The 13650-nt window shown below is 74.9% G+C and carries 10 protein-coding genes; 9 read left to right on the forward strand and 1 reads right to left on the reverse strand.

Annotated features, from left to right (window positions below):
- Positions 1-132: 132 nt before the first annotated feature.
- Together HLV61_RS11055 and HLV61_RS11060 are read left to right on the forward strand one after the other, a co-directional pair.
- Entirely contained in the window at positions 133-3177 is a 3045-nt protein-coding gene (locus HLV61_RS11055) for a BTAD domain-containing putative transcriptional regulator (protein WP_369255280.1), read from the forward strand.
- 148 nt (positions 3178-3325) lie between these two features.
- Positions 3326-3916, forward strand: coding sequence for an RNA polymerase sigma factor (locus HLV61_RS11060; RefSeq protein ID WP_369255282.1), 591 nt, complete (start codon positions 3326-3328; stop codon positions 3914-3916).
- A gap of 97 nt (positions 3917-4013) precedes the next feature.
- Here HLV61_RS11060 and HLV61_RS11065 read toward each other — a convergent pair whose 3' ends face one another.
- Positions 4014-4457, reverse strand: a complete 444-nt coding sequence (locus HLV61_RS11065; protein WP_369255284.1) for a hypothetical protein — start codon at positions 4455-4457, stop codon at positions 4014-4016.
- A 521-nt stretch (positions 4458-4978) separates the two neighbouring features.
- On the opposite strand from HLV61_RS11065, the gene HLV61_RS11070 reads away from it, so the two are divergent.
- The 7 genes from HLV61_RS11070 to HLV61_RS11100 all read left to right on the forward strand — a co-directional run bounded on the left by HLV61_RS11070 (position 4979) and on the right by HLV61_RS11100 (position 13608).
- Complete coding sequence (locus tag HLV61_RS11070) at positions 4979-5863, forward strand: hypothetical protein (protein ID WP_369255286.1); 885 nt, start codon at positions 4979-4981, stop codon at positions 5861-5863.
- Between the two features lie 13 nt (positions 5864-5876).
- Positions 5877-7382, forward strand: coding sequence for a phage tail sheath family protein (locus tag HLV61_RS11075; RefSeq protein ID WP_369255288.1), 1506 nt, complete (start codon positions 5877-5879; stop codon positions 7380-7382).
- Positions 7383-7392: 10 nt separating this feature from the next.
- The gene (locus HLV61_RS11080) at positions 7393-7911 is read left to right on the forward strand and encodes a phage tail protein (protein WP_369255290.1); all 519 of its coding nucleotides are present in this window, start codon (positions 7393-7395) and stop codon (positions 7909-7911) included.
- Positions 7912-7915: 4 nt separating this feature from the next.
- The gene (locus tag HLV61_RS11085; protein WP_369255292.1) at positions 7916-8647 is read left to right on the forward strand and encodes a hypothetical protein; all 732 of its coding nucleotides are present in this window, start codon (positions 7916-7918) and stop codon (positions 8645-8647) included.
- 1315 nt (positions 8648-9962) lie between these two features.
- The gene (locus HLV61_RS11090; protein ID WP_369255294.1) at positions 9963-11198 is read left to right on the forward strand and encodes a DUF4255 domain-containing protein; all 1236 of its coding nucleotides are present in this window, start codon (positions 9963-9965) and stop codon (positions 11196-11198) included.
- Positions 11195-13342, forward strand: coding sequence for an ATP-binding protein (locus tag HLV61_RS11095; RefSeq protein ID WP_369255296.1), 2148 nt, complete (start codon positions 11195-11197; stop codon positions 13340-13342). The genes HLV61_RS11090 and HLV61_RS11095 overlap by 4 nt, the downstream gene beginning before the upstream one ends.
- Positions 13339-13608, forward strand: a complete 270-nt coding sequence (locus HLV61_RS11100) for a hypothetical protein (RefSeq protein WP_369255298.1) — start codon at positions 13339-13341, stop codon at positions 13606-13608. The genes HLV61_RS11095 and HLV61_RS11100 overlap by 4 nt, the downstream gene beginning before the upstream one ends.
- The last annotated feature ends 42 nt before the right edge of the window (positions 13609-13650 follow it).

Below are 13650 nucleotides of genomic sequence, written 5' to 3' on the forward strand. Positions count from 1 at the left end.
GTGACGCCGGTGTGCAACAGAGGAACGGGCGACCGGTGGTGATACACCGGGGCAGGTGGGAACGCCGCTAGCGGTGCGTCAGCGGGACCGAATCGGGTGTACCGACGGTCGCGCGGTCCCTACAGTCGGTCCATGAGCCGGGCGCTCAGGTACACGCCGCCCCTCGCCAACCGGGACCTGATCACGCGGCCGCGGCTGCTGGAGGTCCTGCGCAGCCGCTTCGAGCGTCCCCTCACCGCGGTGGTGGCACCCGCCGGCTTCGGCAAGACCACGCTGCTGGGACAGGCCGTGGGCGAGAACCTGCTGTCCCCGTCGGGGGAGGACCGCTGGCTGACCTGTCAGCGGGACGACACGACGCTGTCGTTCCTCGTCTCCGGTGCCTTCGCCGCGGTCGGGCTCTCCGCACCGGTGCCGGAGGACCCCCGGCAGGCCGCGGTCGCGGTGGCCGAGGCGCTCTGGAGCGCCGCCCCGCGCCAGGTCGCGCTGGTCCTGGACGACGTCCACCTGGTGACACCGGGGTCACCGGCCGGCCGGTTCCTCGGCCATCTCGTCGAGGAGCTGCCGCGGAACGGGCACCTCGTCCTGGCCTCCCGCCCCCCGCTGCCGCTGTCGGTCACCCGGCTCGTGGCCGGCGGCGACGCCGTGGTCCTGCGGGAGGAGGACCTGCAGTTCCGCGAGGACGAGGTCGCCGCCTTCGCGGAGTCCCGCGGGGTGTCGCCGGAGCTGCTCGGCGACGTCGGCGGGTGGCCGGCCCTGGCCGAGCTGACGGCCACGGCGGGTCCCTTCGCCGTCAGCGGGTACGTCTGGGAGGAGCTGCTCACCCAGCTGTCGCCGGAGCGGCGCCACGCACTGGCCCTGCTCGTGGCCGTGGGCGGTGCGGACGAGGAGATCGCCACCGCGCTGCTCGGCCGCGACGTGGACCTCCCGTCCCTGCTGGAGGGGCTGCCCCTCCTCGTGCGCTCGCGGTCGGGGTGGTGGTCGCTGCACGGGTTGTGGGCAGCGGCGCTCCAGCACCACCTCGACTCCGGGCAGGTGGCGGAGGCGCGGCGGACCGCGGCGGCCATCCTGCGCGCCCGCGGCCAGTACCACGAGGCGATGGGCCTGTTGCTCGACGCCCGGGCCTGGGACGACGTCCGACGGCTCGTCGTCGAGGTGTGCGAGTGCTGCACCGCGCTGGTGCCGACGGACGTCCTCGAGGCATGGCTGCACAGGCTGCCGTGCGAGGTGCAGCAGACCCCCGAGGGCCTGCTGCTGGCCGCCATGGTGGCTGAGCCGACGAGCCCGGGTGCGGCCGAGGGGCTCCTGGTCCAGGCGCTCGCGGCGGCACAGCCCGACCCCGGCGTGCGCTACGCCTGCCTCAACGCACTGGTCCAGCTGGCGTTCTGGCGCAGCGACCGCCGTCGGATGGAGATCCTGCTGCACGAGCTGGAGGAGCTGGCGCGCGAGGGCCACCCGGGCGCGCCGGCGTTCGTCGCGCTCGTCCGCGGTGTCCTGGCGCACTCCACCGACTCGGTCCGGTCGGCGCTCGCGGTCCCGGGTCTGGTCTCCCGCGCGCCGCTCAACCCGGTCCAGGACTGGTTGCACGCCCAGCTCGTCCTGCTCAGGCTGGGCGACGCCGCGACCGGCGAGGTGCTCGCCCGGCGGTCGCTGTCCCACGCGGCGACGACGATGCACGGCGTCTCACGCTGCCTCCTCCTGGAGTCCTTCCGGCTCAGGGGGCGCGTGGAGGAGGCCGAGCGGCTGCTGCCGTACCTGCTCGCCGACATGGGGCCCGCCAAGGTGCTCACCTCCCCGGAGCTGGTGACCTGCGCGGTCTCCCTCCTCGACGTCCTGGGTCGCCACGAGGAGGCGGGCGGGGTCCTCCAGGCGTGGCGGTCGGTCCTCGGTGCCAGCCCGGTCGCGTGGGCGCCCCTCGCACGGACGCTGGCGGAGGCGTTCCACTCCCTGTCCGCGGGGGACGAGGGACGGGCGGCCGCCGCGCTGCGGTCGATCGCCGCGCGCAACGGAGGGCGCAACTCCGCCGCCGTCCGGGTGTCCCCGGTCGCGCTGCCCCTCGTCTACGTGCTCGTGCCCGAGGTGCGGGACCGCTGGGACGCCGACCCGCCTCCCGGCTCCCTCGCCGACCTGTACGCCGGTGCGCGGGCTCTCGTCGAGCTGCGCGAGCGCGGGTCGTCGACGGCGGCGGCCGCCATCCCGCCCACCACCTGGCCGGTCCTGCGCGCCCTCCTCCCGGTGCCGTGGGCGGCCGAGCTCGCCCTCGGGATGGTGGCGGCAGGCCGCGACGGTGCCCGGGCGCTGGTCGAGGGCCTCGGCCCGGCCGCCAGGCCGACCCTGCGCGCCCAGGCCGCGACGGCGCCCCCGCACCTGGCGGCCACGGCTCGCGGGTTGCTGAGGGCGATCCCGGCGGCGCCGACCGCACGGCTGGACCTGCGTGCCCTCGGCCCGCTCGAGCTGCGCCGCGACGGGGTGGTCGTCACCGCGCCGGAGCTGCGCAGGGAACGGGTGCGCCAGCTCCTCGGCTACCTGGTCACGCACGACCGGCCGACCCGGACCGCCATCACGTCGGAGCTGTGGCCGGACCTCGACGACACCGCGGCAGGACGGAACCTGCGCGTCACCCTCACCTACCTGCAGGACGTCCTCGAGCCCGACCGCGGCGAGCTGGACCCGCCGTACTTCGTGCGGAGCGCCGGACCGGTGCTCCAGCTGGTGACGGACGGAGCGCTCGAGATCGACGTGCTGCAGTTCGAGCACGCCCTGGACGAGGCCGCCCGGCTGGAGCGCCAGGGCGCGCCCTCGGCTGCGCTGGCGGCCCACCTGCGGGCGGCGGAGCTGTGGGGTGGGGACCTCCTCGCCGACGTGGCCGGGGGCAGCTGGCTGGAGTGGGAGCGGGACCGTCTGCGGAGCAGGTTCGTCGCGAGCGCCGTCCGTGCCGGCGATCTGCTGCTGGCGCGGGGGGACACGACGGCGGCCCGGAGCCTCGCCGAGCGGGCCCTGCGCGCCGACGACTGCTCGGAGGACGCCCACCAGCTCCTCGTGGCCGTCCACCTGGCCGACGGCGACCTGGTCGACGCGCATCGGGCACTCCGTCGCTGCCAGCGCATGCTCTCCGAGCTCGGGGTGCCGCCGCAGCAGCGGACCCGCTCGCTCGCCCAGCAGCTGGCCGCCCGCCGCTGAGCGCACGCGCCGGGCCTGCGTGCGGGCTCGCCCTCCGCCCTGACCTGCGGCGTCGTCCGCGCGTCGTCCGGCTGGCGCTCTGCTAACGCGGCCTCCCGAGCCTCTCCCGTGCCGGTGCGGTGCACCGAGCGGACGAGAGGAATCGGACGTGGAGCCTGCAGAGGTCGTCATGCTGGTCGACCGGGCCATCGAGGGGGACCCGACTGCCTGGAACGCGATCGTCGACGAGTACGCGGGTCTGCTGCGGTCGGTGGTCCACGGCTACCGGCTGAACGAGGGGCAGGCCGCGGACGCGGTGCAGACGACGTGGCTCCGGCTGGTCGAGCACGTCGCGGACCTCCGGGAGCCCGAGCACCTGGCGGGGTGGCTGAAGACGACCGCCCGGCGGGCCTGCCTCCAGATCATCCGGCAGAGCGGCCGCGAGCATCCGGTGGACTGCGACGAGGACGGCGCTCGGGCGACCGCCGGGCGGTTCCAGGACCTCGACCAGGACGGTCCGGAGGTGTCCGCGTTGCGGGCGGAGCAGCGGTTGTTGGTCCGCCGGGCGTTGGACGACCTGCCGGATCGGCACCGGCAGCTGCTGGACCTCCTGCTCGCGTCCCCTCCGGTGAGCTACCGGGACATCAGCGCCCGCCTGGGCATGCCGATCGGCAGCATCGGTCCCACGCGGGCCCGGATGCTCGCGCACCTGCGGGAGGCACTGGCACCGGCGGGGCTGCACGACCTCGTCCTGAGCTGAGTGCACGGTGGGCCGGAGGGCTGCGCCGTCCCACCGGGAGCGCGTCGGTGCCCGGGACGAGCCCGGGGACCGACGCGCTCGGCACCCTGCAGCGGCGCTAGCTGTCGCGACCGGTGCCGTCGTCGACGAGCGTGGCGATGCACTGGTCACCGGACCGGGACCAGCCGATGGCGTAGCTCGCGTCCTCGCGGACGTCGATGGTCACCTGGCCGACGCACGTGAGCCAGGAGTCGTCGACGAGGAGGCTCTCGACGTACAGCTCGTACGTCGTCGCGCCGGGTCGTGCCGTCACGGGCAGGACGGCCTCCGGCGACCTGACACCGACCTCGACCGTCCGGACGTCCACCCCTCCGCTGGACACCGTCAGCACCTCGAGGACCTGGATGTCCGCCTCGAGGGTGTCCGTGATCCGGCAGGTCACCTCCTCCGGCGATGCCGGGGAGGGGGCCGTCGGCGTGGCCCGGAGCGGGGCCGGGCGGTCGGGCCCGTCCGAGAAGGCCCCGGTCAGGACGAGGACGGCGATCACCACCCCGGCGGTCACGACCACCGCGGCGAGGAGGCCGACGATCCACCTCCTGCCCCGCTTCGGAGCCGGGGCGTACCCCGGGGCCGGCGGTCCCGCGGGCGGGCCGCCGCTCCCTCCGCCGCCCAGGTACCCGGGGTGTCCCCAGGTCCCGGGCTCCCGGCTCTGCGGTGGCGGCGACCCCTCGCCCGACCACGCGGTGGCGGGCGGGAACGGCTGCGCAGGTCCGGGAACGGTGTCCGCCCTGCCGTCCCGGGGCGGGATCGACGTGGCCGTGACCTGGTGCTGGGGATCCATCACCTCGTTCCTCTCCTCTCGGTGGAGACCGCTCCGGTCACCGCGACCTGCCGGCCGACGGGGCGGTGGTAGGTGCGCGGATCCATGAGCCGTCGCGCGGCGTCGGTGATACAGACGGCGGCACGTCGACCTCGGTGACGTCGCAGTGACGGGAGCTGCCGACCATCAGCCGTACCGGCGGAGGCCCAGGCCCGACCGCTCCGCCGGCGGCCGATGACCGCCATGGCGGAAGAGGAGCGGTGATGACCACCCTGCCCGACGACGGCGCCCGGGGAGCCACGACCGGCGCCACCCCTGATGCCCCGGCGGCTGGGCCCACGCCGCCGGACGGGAACGACCTCGCGGACTTCCTCGCCTCGCTGGAGAAGCGTCAGTCCGAGCTGGGCAGCAGCATCAAGCAGGGCAAGGCGACCCTCGCCGACGAGGAGAGCCAGCACCAGAAGCTGAAGAAGCAGCTGGGCGACGTGACCCGGACCGCCACCGACCTCGGCAAGGGGCGCACCGAGGGTCGGGCGCTGCTCGCCGAGGTGGACAGGGCACTGGCCACCGCGGCGCCCCTCATCGAGCGGCTGGACGACGACACACGGGCCGAGATCGCCCGGAGACTCGCGGAGATCGACCAGGACATCAGCGACGCGGCCGACGTCGTCGAGGCGGAGTCGGGGAAGCTCGACCAGCTGCAGAAGGAGTGCGATCGGCTGCACGGCGAGGCCGCCGCCCGACAGGCGGCCTACGACCAGGCCCTCTCCTGGCTCACGGGCCTGCCGGCGGCGATCAAGCAGCAGATGGGCACCATCAAGGGCCTGCGCGCCGGGCTCGACGCCGCCTGCACCGCGGGGCAGGCGCTCAAGGCCTGCGTCCTCGCAGCCGAGGTCACGACCCACCGGGGGCGCCTCGAGGAGATGGTCGCCCCCGACCAGGAGACCCAGCTGATCACCTACGTCCGGTCGGCGGCGAAGGACCTCGCCGATGCGCGCGCCGCCCTCGCGACGGGACAGGCGGCCCTCGACGACCAGCGGGAACTGCTCGCCCGCCGCTCGACCGAGCTCGAGAACGCGCAGGATGCGCGCGCCGGCGCGGTCGAGGAGCTCCACACCCCATCCGCCCCCGCCGCCCCCGCAGCCTGAGGAGACCGCGTCCATGCCTGTCCCACTGAGCTATCCCGGCGTCTACGTCGAGGAGATCCCCAGCGGCGTCCGAGCCATCAGCGGCGTGGCGACGTCCATCGCCGCGTTCGTCGGCTGGGCTCCCCGCGGGCCGGTCGACCAGGCGGGTCACGTCCTGAGCTGGGGGGACTACGACCGGCTGTTCGGCGGGCTGCACCGCGACAGCCTGATGAGCTATGCCGTCTCCCACTTCTTCGCCGCAGGGGGGCAGCAGGCCTACGTCATCCGGGTGGCCGACCCCGCTGCCACGCCGGCGACCCTCACCCTGGACGACCTCACCCTGGAGGCCACCGGCCCGGGCATCTGGGCCCGGGAGTACGGGGTGGACATCACCATCCGCGTCGACGACGGCCAGCGGTTCGGGCTCACGGTCTTCCGCCGCCCCCCGGGAACCACGGGCAGGCAGGTGACCGAGGTCTTCGAGAACCTCTCCCTGGCCGCGGACGACCCCCGCTTCGTCGTGAGCGTGGTGAACGAGCAGTCCGAGGTCCTCAACGCCACCGTCGCCGACGGCGGTACCTCCATCAGCGCCACCGACGAGGACGGCGCGATGCTCGACGGCGGGGACGACGGGGCCGTCCTGGATCCCGCCCTCCCCGAGTTCTTCGCCCAGGCGTGGCCGACCGAGCCCGACGACGACGGCCACCTGGGCGGCGTGCGGCACCTCGACCGGGTCGACCTGTTCAACCTGCTGGTCGTGCCCGGCCTGACCGACCGGACCCAGTTGGCGACGCTGGCGGGCTTCTGCCAGGAGCACCGCGCCTTCCTGATCGCCGACGGGGAGAAGATCCTGAACGAGGGGGCCGTCGAGCCGATCACCGGCGACTCCGGTATCAACGCCGCCCTCTACTACCCGTGGGTGCGCCTCGCCGACCCGCTGCAGGAGGGACGCCTGCGCGACTTCCCGCCGAGCGGCATCGTCGCGGGCGTCTACGCCCGGACGGACACCACCCGGGGCGTCTGGAAGGCGCCGGCCGGGATCGACGCGAGCCTCGCGCCCGTCCGGGACCTGCTCAACAAGCTGACGGACACGGAGTCGGGACTGCTGAACAAGAAGGGCGTCAACGCCCTGCGGACCTTCCCGATCTACGGCCCCGTGGTGTGGGGCGCGCGCACCTGCCGCGGCAACGACGAGATCGGCTCGGAGTGGAAGTACGTCCCGGTGCGGCGGACCGCCCTCTTCATCGAGGAGACCCTGCGCCGCAGCCTCAAGTGGGTGGTCTTCGAACCCAACGACGAACCGCTCTGGGCGCAGATCCGGCTCAACGTCGGTGCGTTCATGCACGACCAGTTCCGCAAGGGTGCCTTCCAGGGACTCAGCCCCCGGGAGGCCTACTTCGTCAAGTGCGACAAGGAGACGACGACCCAGAACGACCGCAACCTGGGCATCGTCAACGTCGTCGTCGGCTTCGCGCCGCTGAAGCCAGCCGAGTTCGTCGTGCTCAAGCTCCAGCAGATGGCCGGCCAGGTCCAGGCCTGAGGAGGCGACGGTGGCCCAGTTCAACGTCAACGTGACCCGCTTCGACCCGTACAAGAACTTCAAGTTCCGGGTCCGGTGGGACGGCCGGGATGTGGCCGGGATCAGCAAGGTCGGGGCGCTGAAGCGCACGACCGAGGTGGTCGAGCACCGCGAGGGCGGGGACCCCAGCACGAGCCGCCGGTCACCGGGGCGCTCGAAGTACGAGGCCATCACCCTCGAACGCGGCGTCACCCACGACGAGGAGTTCGAGCAGTGGGCCAACAAGGTGTGGCACTACGGCAACGGGCTCGGCCAGGAGGTGTCCCTCCAGGACTTCCGCCGGGACATCCTCATCGACCTCTACAACGAGGCGGGACAGGTGGTGAAGACCTTCAAGGTCTACCGCTGCTGGGTTTCCGAGTTCCAGACGCTGCCCGACCTCGACGCCAATGCCAACGCCGTGGCCATCGAGACCATCAAGCTCGAGAACGAGGGCTGGGAACGCGACCGCGACGTCACCGAGCCCACCGAACCGACCCTGAACTCGTGACGACGTGCACGCCGCCGACCTCGCCGCCGATCTCGTCGCCGCCTGGGAACAGGGTTGTGGCCGCACGCCCGTGGGTCGCGGCGAGTCACTGCTCGGCGCGCTGGGCATCGACGCCGCCCGTCGGTGGGACCTGAGCGTCGGTCAGCGGGACACGCTGCTGATGGACCTGCGGGCCCGGTTGTTCGGGACGGGAGTGACCGCGCTGGCCGCCTGCCCGGCCTGCCGGGAGCAGCTGGAGGTGACCTTCGACCTCGACGACGTCCGCACCCACCCGCCTGGCGACCCCACCGACCCGGTCGAGGTCGTGCAGGACGGCTACACCGTGTACGCCAGGCCGCCCACGGCCGGGGACCTCGTCGCCCTCGACGTGGCGCTGCCCTGGCCGGACGCCTGCGAGCAACTGCTCGAGCGCTGCGTCCTGGGCGCCCGGCTCGCCGGCCGCCAGGTCCCGGTCGCCGAGCTGCCCGATGTCGTGCGCGACCGGCTCGAGACCCGGCTGGCGGAGGCCGACCCGCAGGCCGACGTCCAGGTCGTCCTCACCTGCCCGGACTGCGGCCGAACCTGGAGCGCACTGTTCGACGTCGTCTCCTTCCTGTGGGAGGAGCTCGACGTCTGGGCACGCAGCCTGGTCGTGGAGGTGCACGACCTCGCCTCCGTGTACGGATGGTCCGAGGCCGACATCCTGGGCATGAGCCCGTACCGCCGGTCCCTCTACCTCGACCAGGTACGGCGATGAGCGGCTTCCTGACCCACCTGGTCGCGCGCAGCACCGCAACGGCCGACCGGCTGACCCCCCGCCCCTGGTCGCGGTTCGAGCCGGCCGCCGTCCCGGGACATGCCCTCGACGCCCCTCCGGACGGCGACGGTCCCGGAGAGGGCGCAGGGGAGGAACCCGTGGCAGGTCCGACCCGGACCGGCCTCCCGGCGGCGCCGGGCGAGCGTGCGGGGGAGTGGCCCCCGCGCGGCCCGCTCCCCGTCGAGGCGGGGGGCCCGCCGGTGGACGCGACGACGGCGGCCGCCGCACTCCCGGTCCTCGCGGACGCCCTCCCCCGGCCGGCCGCGGCGCCTCCCGCCGGTCCCGGCGCCCGCTCGGCGTCGGAGGATCGCCTCGCCGCGCGGCACGCTCCCGCGGCTCCCCGCCCACCCGGCACCGGCCGTTCCCCGGCCCTGCCGCGCCCGACCGGGACGCCCGGCACGCGACCCACGATGCCGGGACCGGTCCCGGCCGGACCCGGGGGACAGGAGCGCGGTGCCGCCCACGCATCCGGCGACCCATCCGGCGACGCACCCGGTGAGCGGGCGGTGCCCGCCGGGCGGCGGCACGAGGACAGATCCCGGGACGCCGAGACCACCGCTCGGGCCGAGGCGCCCGGCTCGACCCCGTCCCCCCGTCCCGGGGAACGGACTGCAGAACCGATCCGGGCGCCGGGTCCGAGGCGGTCCGCCGCAGCGACCGACGTCGGGTACCGGAGGCCGGCGGTCGGATCGGTCGCCGACGCCCCGTCCCGAGGCGCCGTCCCCGACGCCGTGATCGCGAGCACGCGAGCCGGGACCTGGGGACCTCCGCCCGCCGCGGACCGCCCCGACCCCGAGCGCACGGGCCAGCCGGAGCTCCGGCGCCCCGAGGACCCCGCACGGGCAGCGGGCACCGCGGGGTTCGCGGCCCCACGCGCTCCGGACGCGTCAGGACGCGCACCGCACGTCCCCCGGGAGGCGGCCCCGGCCGTGCCCGTGCCCGCGCCCGGCGAGCTCCGGCCACCCGGGACGCCGGCGCGCGCCGCCCCTCCGGGGGTCCCCCACCCCGTCCGCGTCCGCCCCTGGCCCGAGGAGGTCCCGCTGCTCGGACAGCTGCGCCCGCAGGCAGGCGCGGACGCCCCCGTCCGCGCCCCCGGACGGAGGGCCCCCGACCCCGGTCCGACGATCGAGGTGACGATCGGCCGCGTGGAGGTACGGGCCGCGCCGCCCACACCCCCCGCGCGCCGCCGATCCGCACCACGGCCGGCAGTGGTGCCGCTCGCGGAGTACCTCGCCCGCCGGACGGGTGGCCGGTGATGGCGAACCACCTCGCCCTCGCCACGGTCACGGCGGCCCTGCGGCTGCGCCTCACCAGCGTGATCAGCCCTCTGATCCCCGATGTCGACGTCGTGGCCCGGCGTCCCGACGCGGCGGACGACAAGGCCTCGAGCCAGGTCACCGTCTTCCTCTACCGCGTCATGCCGAACGCGGCGCTGCGCAACTCCGACCTGCCCACCCGCGGGGCGGACGGCGCCGCCCGCCGTCGCCCGCGGATCGCCCTGGACCTGCACTACCTGCTCAGCTTCGCGGGCGACGAGGACCGGTTGGTCCCCCAGCGCATGCTCGCCTCCTCCATGGCGTCGCTGCACAGCGCGCCCGGCCTCAGCAGGACCGAACTCGCCACAGCCGCCGAGGAGGGCGACCCGTGGTTGCACGGCTCCGACATCGCCTCCGAGCCGGAATCGGTGCTCTTCACCCTCGGCGACCTGTCCCTCGACGACCTGTCGAAGGTCTGGTCGGTGTTCCTCCAGACCCCCTACCGCCTCTCCGTCGGCTATGAGGCGAGTGTCGTGCTGATCGAGGCCGACATCCCCACGACCGAGCCGCTCCCCGTCCAGCGGGAAGGCGTCGACGCCGTCCCCGTGCGGCAGCCGGTGATCGACCGGGTCCGCGTCGCGGCAGCCGGCCGGGCGCCCACCGACGGCCCCCACCTGGAGGTACTGGGCCGGGACCTGCGGGGTGCGGTCACCACCGTCCGGTTCGACGACGGGGAGCCGGTGGCCGTGGCCACGGCCACGGCCACCCGGGTCCTCGTCCCGCTCGACGCCGTCCCGGCCGGCGTCCACGGCGTCCAGGTGGTCCACGAGATGCCGATCGGTGACCCGCCGGTGCCGCACCGGGTCGTCGAGTCCGCCGCGGTCCCCTTCGTCCTGCGGCCCGCCGTCGAGGTCCGCTTCGACCCCGGTGACCCCTCCGCAGCACCTCCGGGGAGCGCGGTCGCCGTCACGTTCACCCCACCGCTCGCCGCGGGTCAGCGTGTCCGCCTGCTGCTCAACGAGTGGACCGACCCGGCGCCGGCCGACCGGGCCCTCCGCTTCCACCGGCTGGAGCCCGAGGGCGAACCCGCCCCCGGGACGACGACGCTGCGCTTCCCGGCCGACGCCGTCGCGCCCGGCACCTACCTCGTGCGCGCCCAGGTGGACGGCGCCGAGAGCGTCCTCGAGCTCCGTGGCGGCGAGGACCCCCCCACCCCACGGGTGACCGTGCCATGACCGCCGCCGTCCTCCAGGACCGCTCCGACGACCGCCTCATGGGGGCCACCATGGCCTGGCTCCGGGCGGTCCTGGTCCCGCCCGCCGGCACGACCGAGCCGTCCTGCGCGACCCCCGAGGACGCGCCGGCGCGGCAGGCCCGGCGGGAGCTGGAGGAGGTCATGGCCGCCGACCCCGCACCCCGGTTCACCCGGCTGTGCGACTCCTTCGGGATGCGCCCCTTCGAACGGGACGTGGCGCTGCTGTGCCTCGGGCACGCGCTGAGCACCGAGATCGCCCGGCTCTGCGCGGCGATGCCGGAGAGCAGGAGCGGCGCTCCCACCTTCGCGCTCGCCATGGCACTGGCGGTCGACGAGGACTTCGACGCGGCCGCGCCCACCCGGCAGGCACGCATGACCCGCGTCGCGGCTCCCGCCGAGTGGAACGCGCTGGCTCCGGACCGTCCGCTGCGTCTCCGGCGCCTCCTCGAGATCTGCCAGCCGCCCGCGCAGGCACTCATCAGCAGCGCGCTGCAGATGGAGGAGCGCGTCGTCAACCACCTGCGGGGCCTGGACCACCTCGACGACCGGCTGATGCCCCTGGTCGCGCCGGTGCGGCCCGAGCACGTCGACACGTCCCCGAGCGCCACGCAGCAGACCCGGTTGCTGGCGGCGCTCGACCGCCTCCGGTTCTACTCGCGCCACCGGGGACGGCTGCTCGTGCAGATGCCCGGAGGTGACTCCACGACCAAGCGGCTGTTCGCCCAGTGCATCGCCGGCGCCGTCGGCCGGCACCTCCACCGGGTGTCCGTGGCCCAGCTCCCGGCCGGCCCCGACCTGACCACCGTCCTCGACCTGTGGAACCGGGAGGTCCACCTCCAGGACGTCGCCCTGCTCGTGGACGCCGGCTCCGTGTCCGCCGATGCGACGCCGGTGCTGACACGGCTGCTGGACGGGCTCACCGGGCTGGTGTTCCTCGACGCCTACGACGCCCTGCCACGCGAGGACACCGCCCTCGTGCTGGACGTCGCGCGTCCCGAGGCCGCCGAGCAGCGGTCGACGTGGCGGGACGTCCTCGGCGGCGCATCGGGGGAGTGGCCCGCCCGGCTCGCCGGCCAGTTCGACCTCAACCTGGGCGAGATCCTCGAGACGGCCGCCTCCGTGGCCGCAGACGGGATGTCCCCGGAGCAGGTGGGGTCGGCGACCTGGGACGCCCACCGGGCCCGGTCCCGGCCCCGGCTCGAGGGCCTGGCCCGGCGCATCACCACCGGCACGAGTCTGGCCGACGTCCAGCTGCCCGAGCGGGAGAAGCGGCTGCTCGGGCAGATCGGCGACCAGACCCGGCACCGCGTGCGGGTCTACGACGAGTACGGCTTCCGCGGCACGTTCTCCCGGGGGCTCGGGATCACCGCCCTGTTCGCGGGGGAGAGCGGCACGGGGAAGACGATGGCCGCCGAGGGCCTGGCGAACGAGCTCCGCCTCGACCTGTACCGGATCGACCTCGCCAGCGTGGTGAGCAAGTACATCGGCGAGACCGAGAAGAACCTGCGGCAGGTGTTCGACGCCGCCGAGCAGAGCGGCGCCGTCCTCCTCTTCGACGAGGCCGATGCGCTCTTCGGCAAGCGCAGCGAGGTCCAGGACAGCCACGACCGCTACGCCAACATCGAGGTCAGCTACCTCCTGCAGCGCATGGAGGCCTACCGGGGTCTGGCCGTCCTCACCACGAACATGAGGGGCGCCCTGGACCCCGCCTTCCTGCGGCGGCTGCGCTTCATCATCCCGTTCCCGTTCCCCGGCCCGGAGGAGCGCGAGCGGATCTGGCGGGGCGTCTTCCCCACCCAGCCCGGTGGGACGGGGGCGCCGCGCAGGTACCGCATCCCCGGTGTGGACCGGCTCGACACCGCGGCACTGGCGCGCCCGGCGCTGACCGGTGGGCAGATCCGCAACATCGCGCTCGACGCCGCGTTCCTCGCCGCGGCCGGGGACGGCGTCGTCACCATGGAGCTGCTCAGGGAAGCGGCCCGCGAGGAGCTGCGGAAGGGCGGCCGGCCCTTCGTCGGCGCGGACTACGCAGCCTGGGTCTCGCCGCCGGAGCCGGCTGCCGGGGGACACGACCGGGTCCCTGCGGGCGCGGGTGCAGCGGTCCGGGCGGGGGTGCCGGCGTGACGATCCGCCTGCACATCGAGCGGCTGGTCCTCGACGGCCGCTGGCAGGGGCTGGACCGGGCCGTGCTGGTGCGGGCGGTGGAGGCGGAGCTCACCCGCCTGCTGGCGAGCGGGCCCCCCGGCCCCGGGCTGGTCTCGTCGGGAGCCGTCGCCGGCCTGCGCGCTGCGGACATCCCCGGGGCCGCCGGGCAGCCGGAGGTGCTCGGAGCGCAGATCGCAGCGGCCCTGCACGCGGGCTTCGCCGCCCGGGACGGGGGGACGGCATGACCGCACGCCGCACGGCTGTCCGCGCCCGCGGCGGCACGGACC

Source organism: Geodermatophilus amargosae (assembly GCF_041028265.1).
GTDB lineage: Bacteria > Actinomycetota > Actinomycetes > Mycobacteriales > Geodermatophilaceae > Geodermatophilus > Geodermatophilus amargosae_A.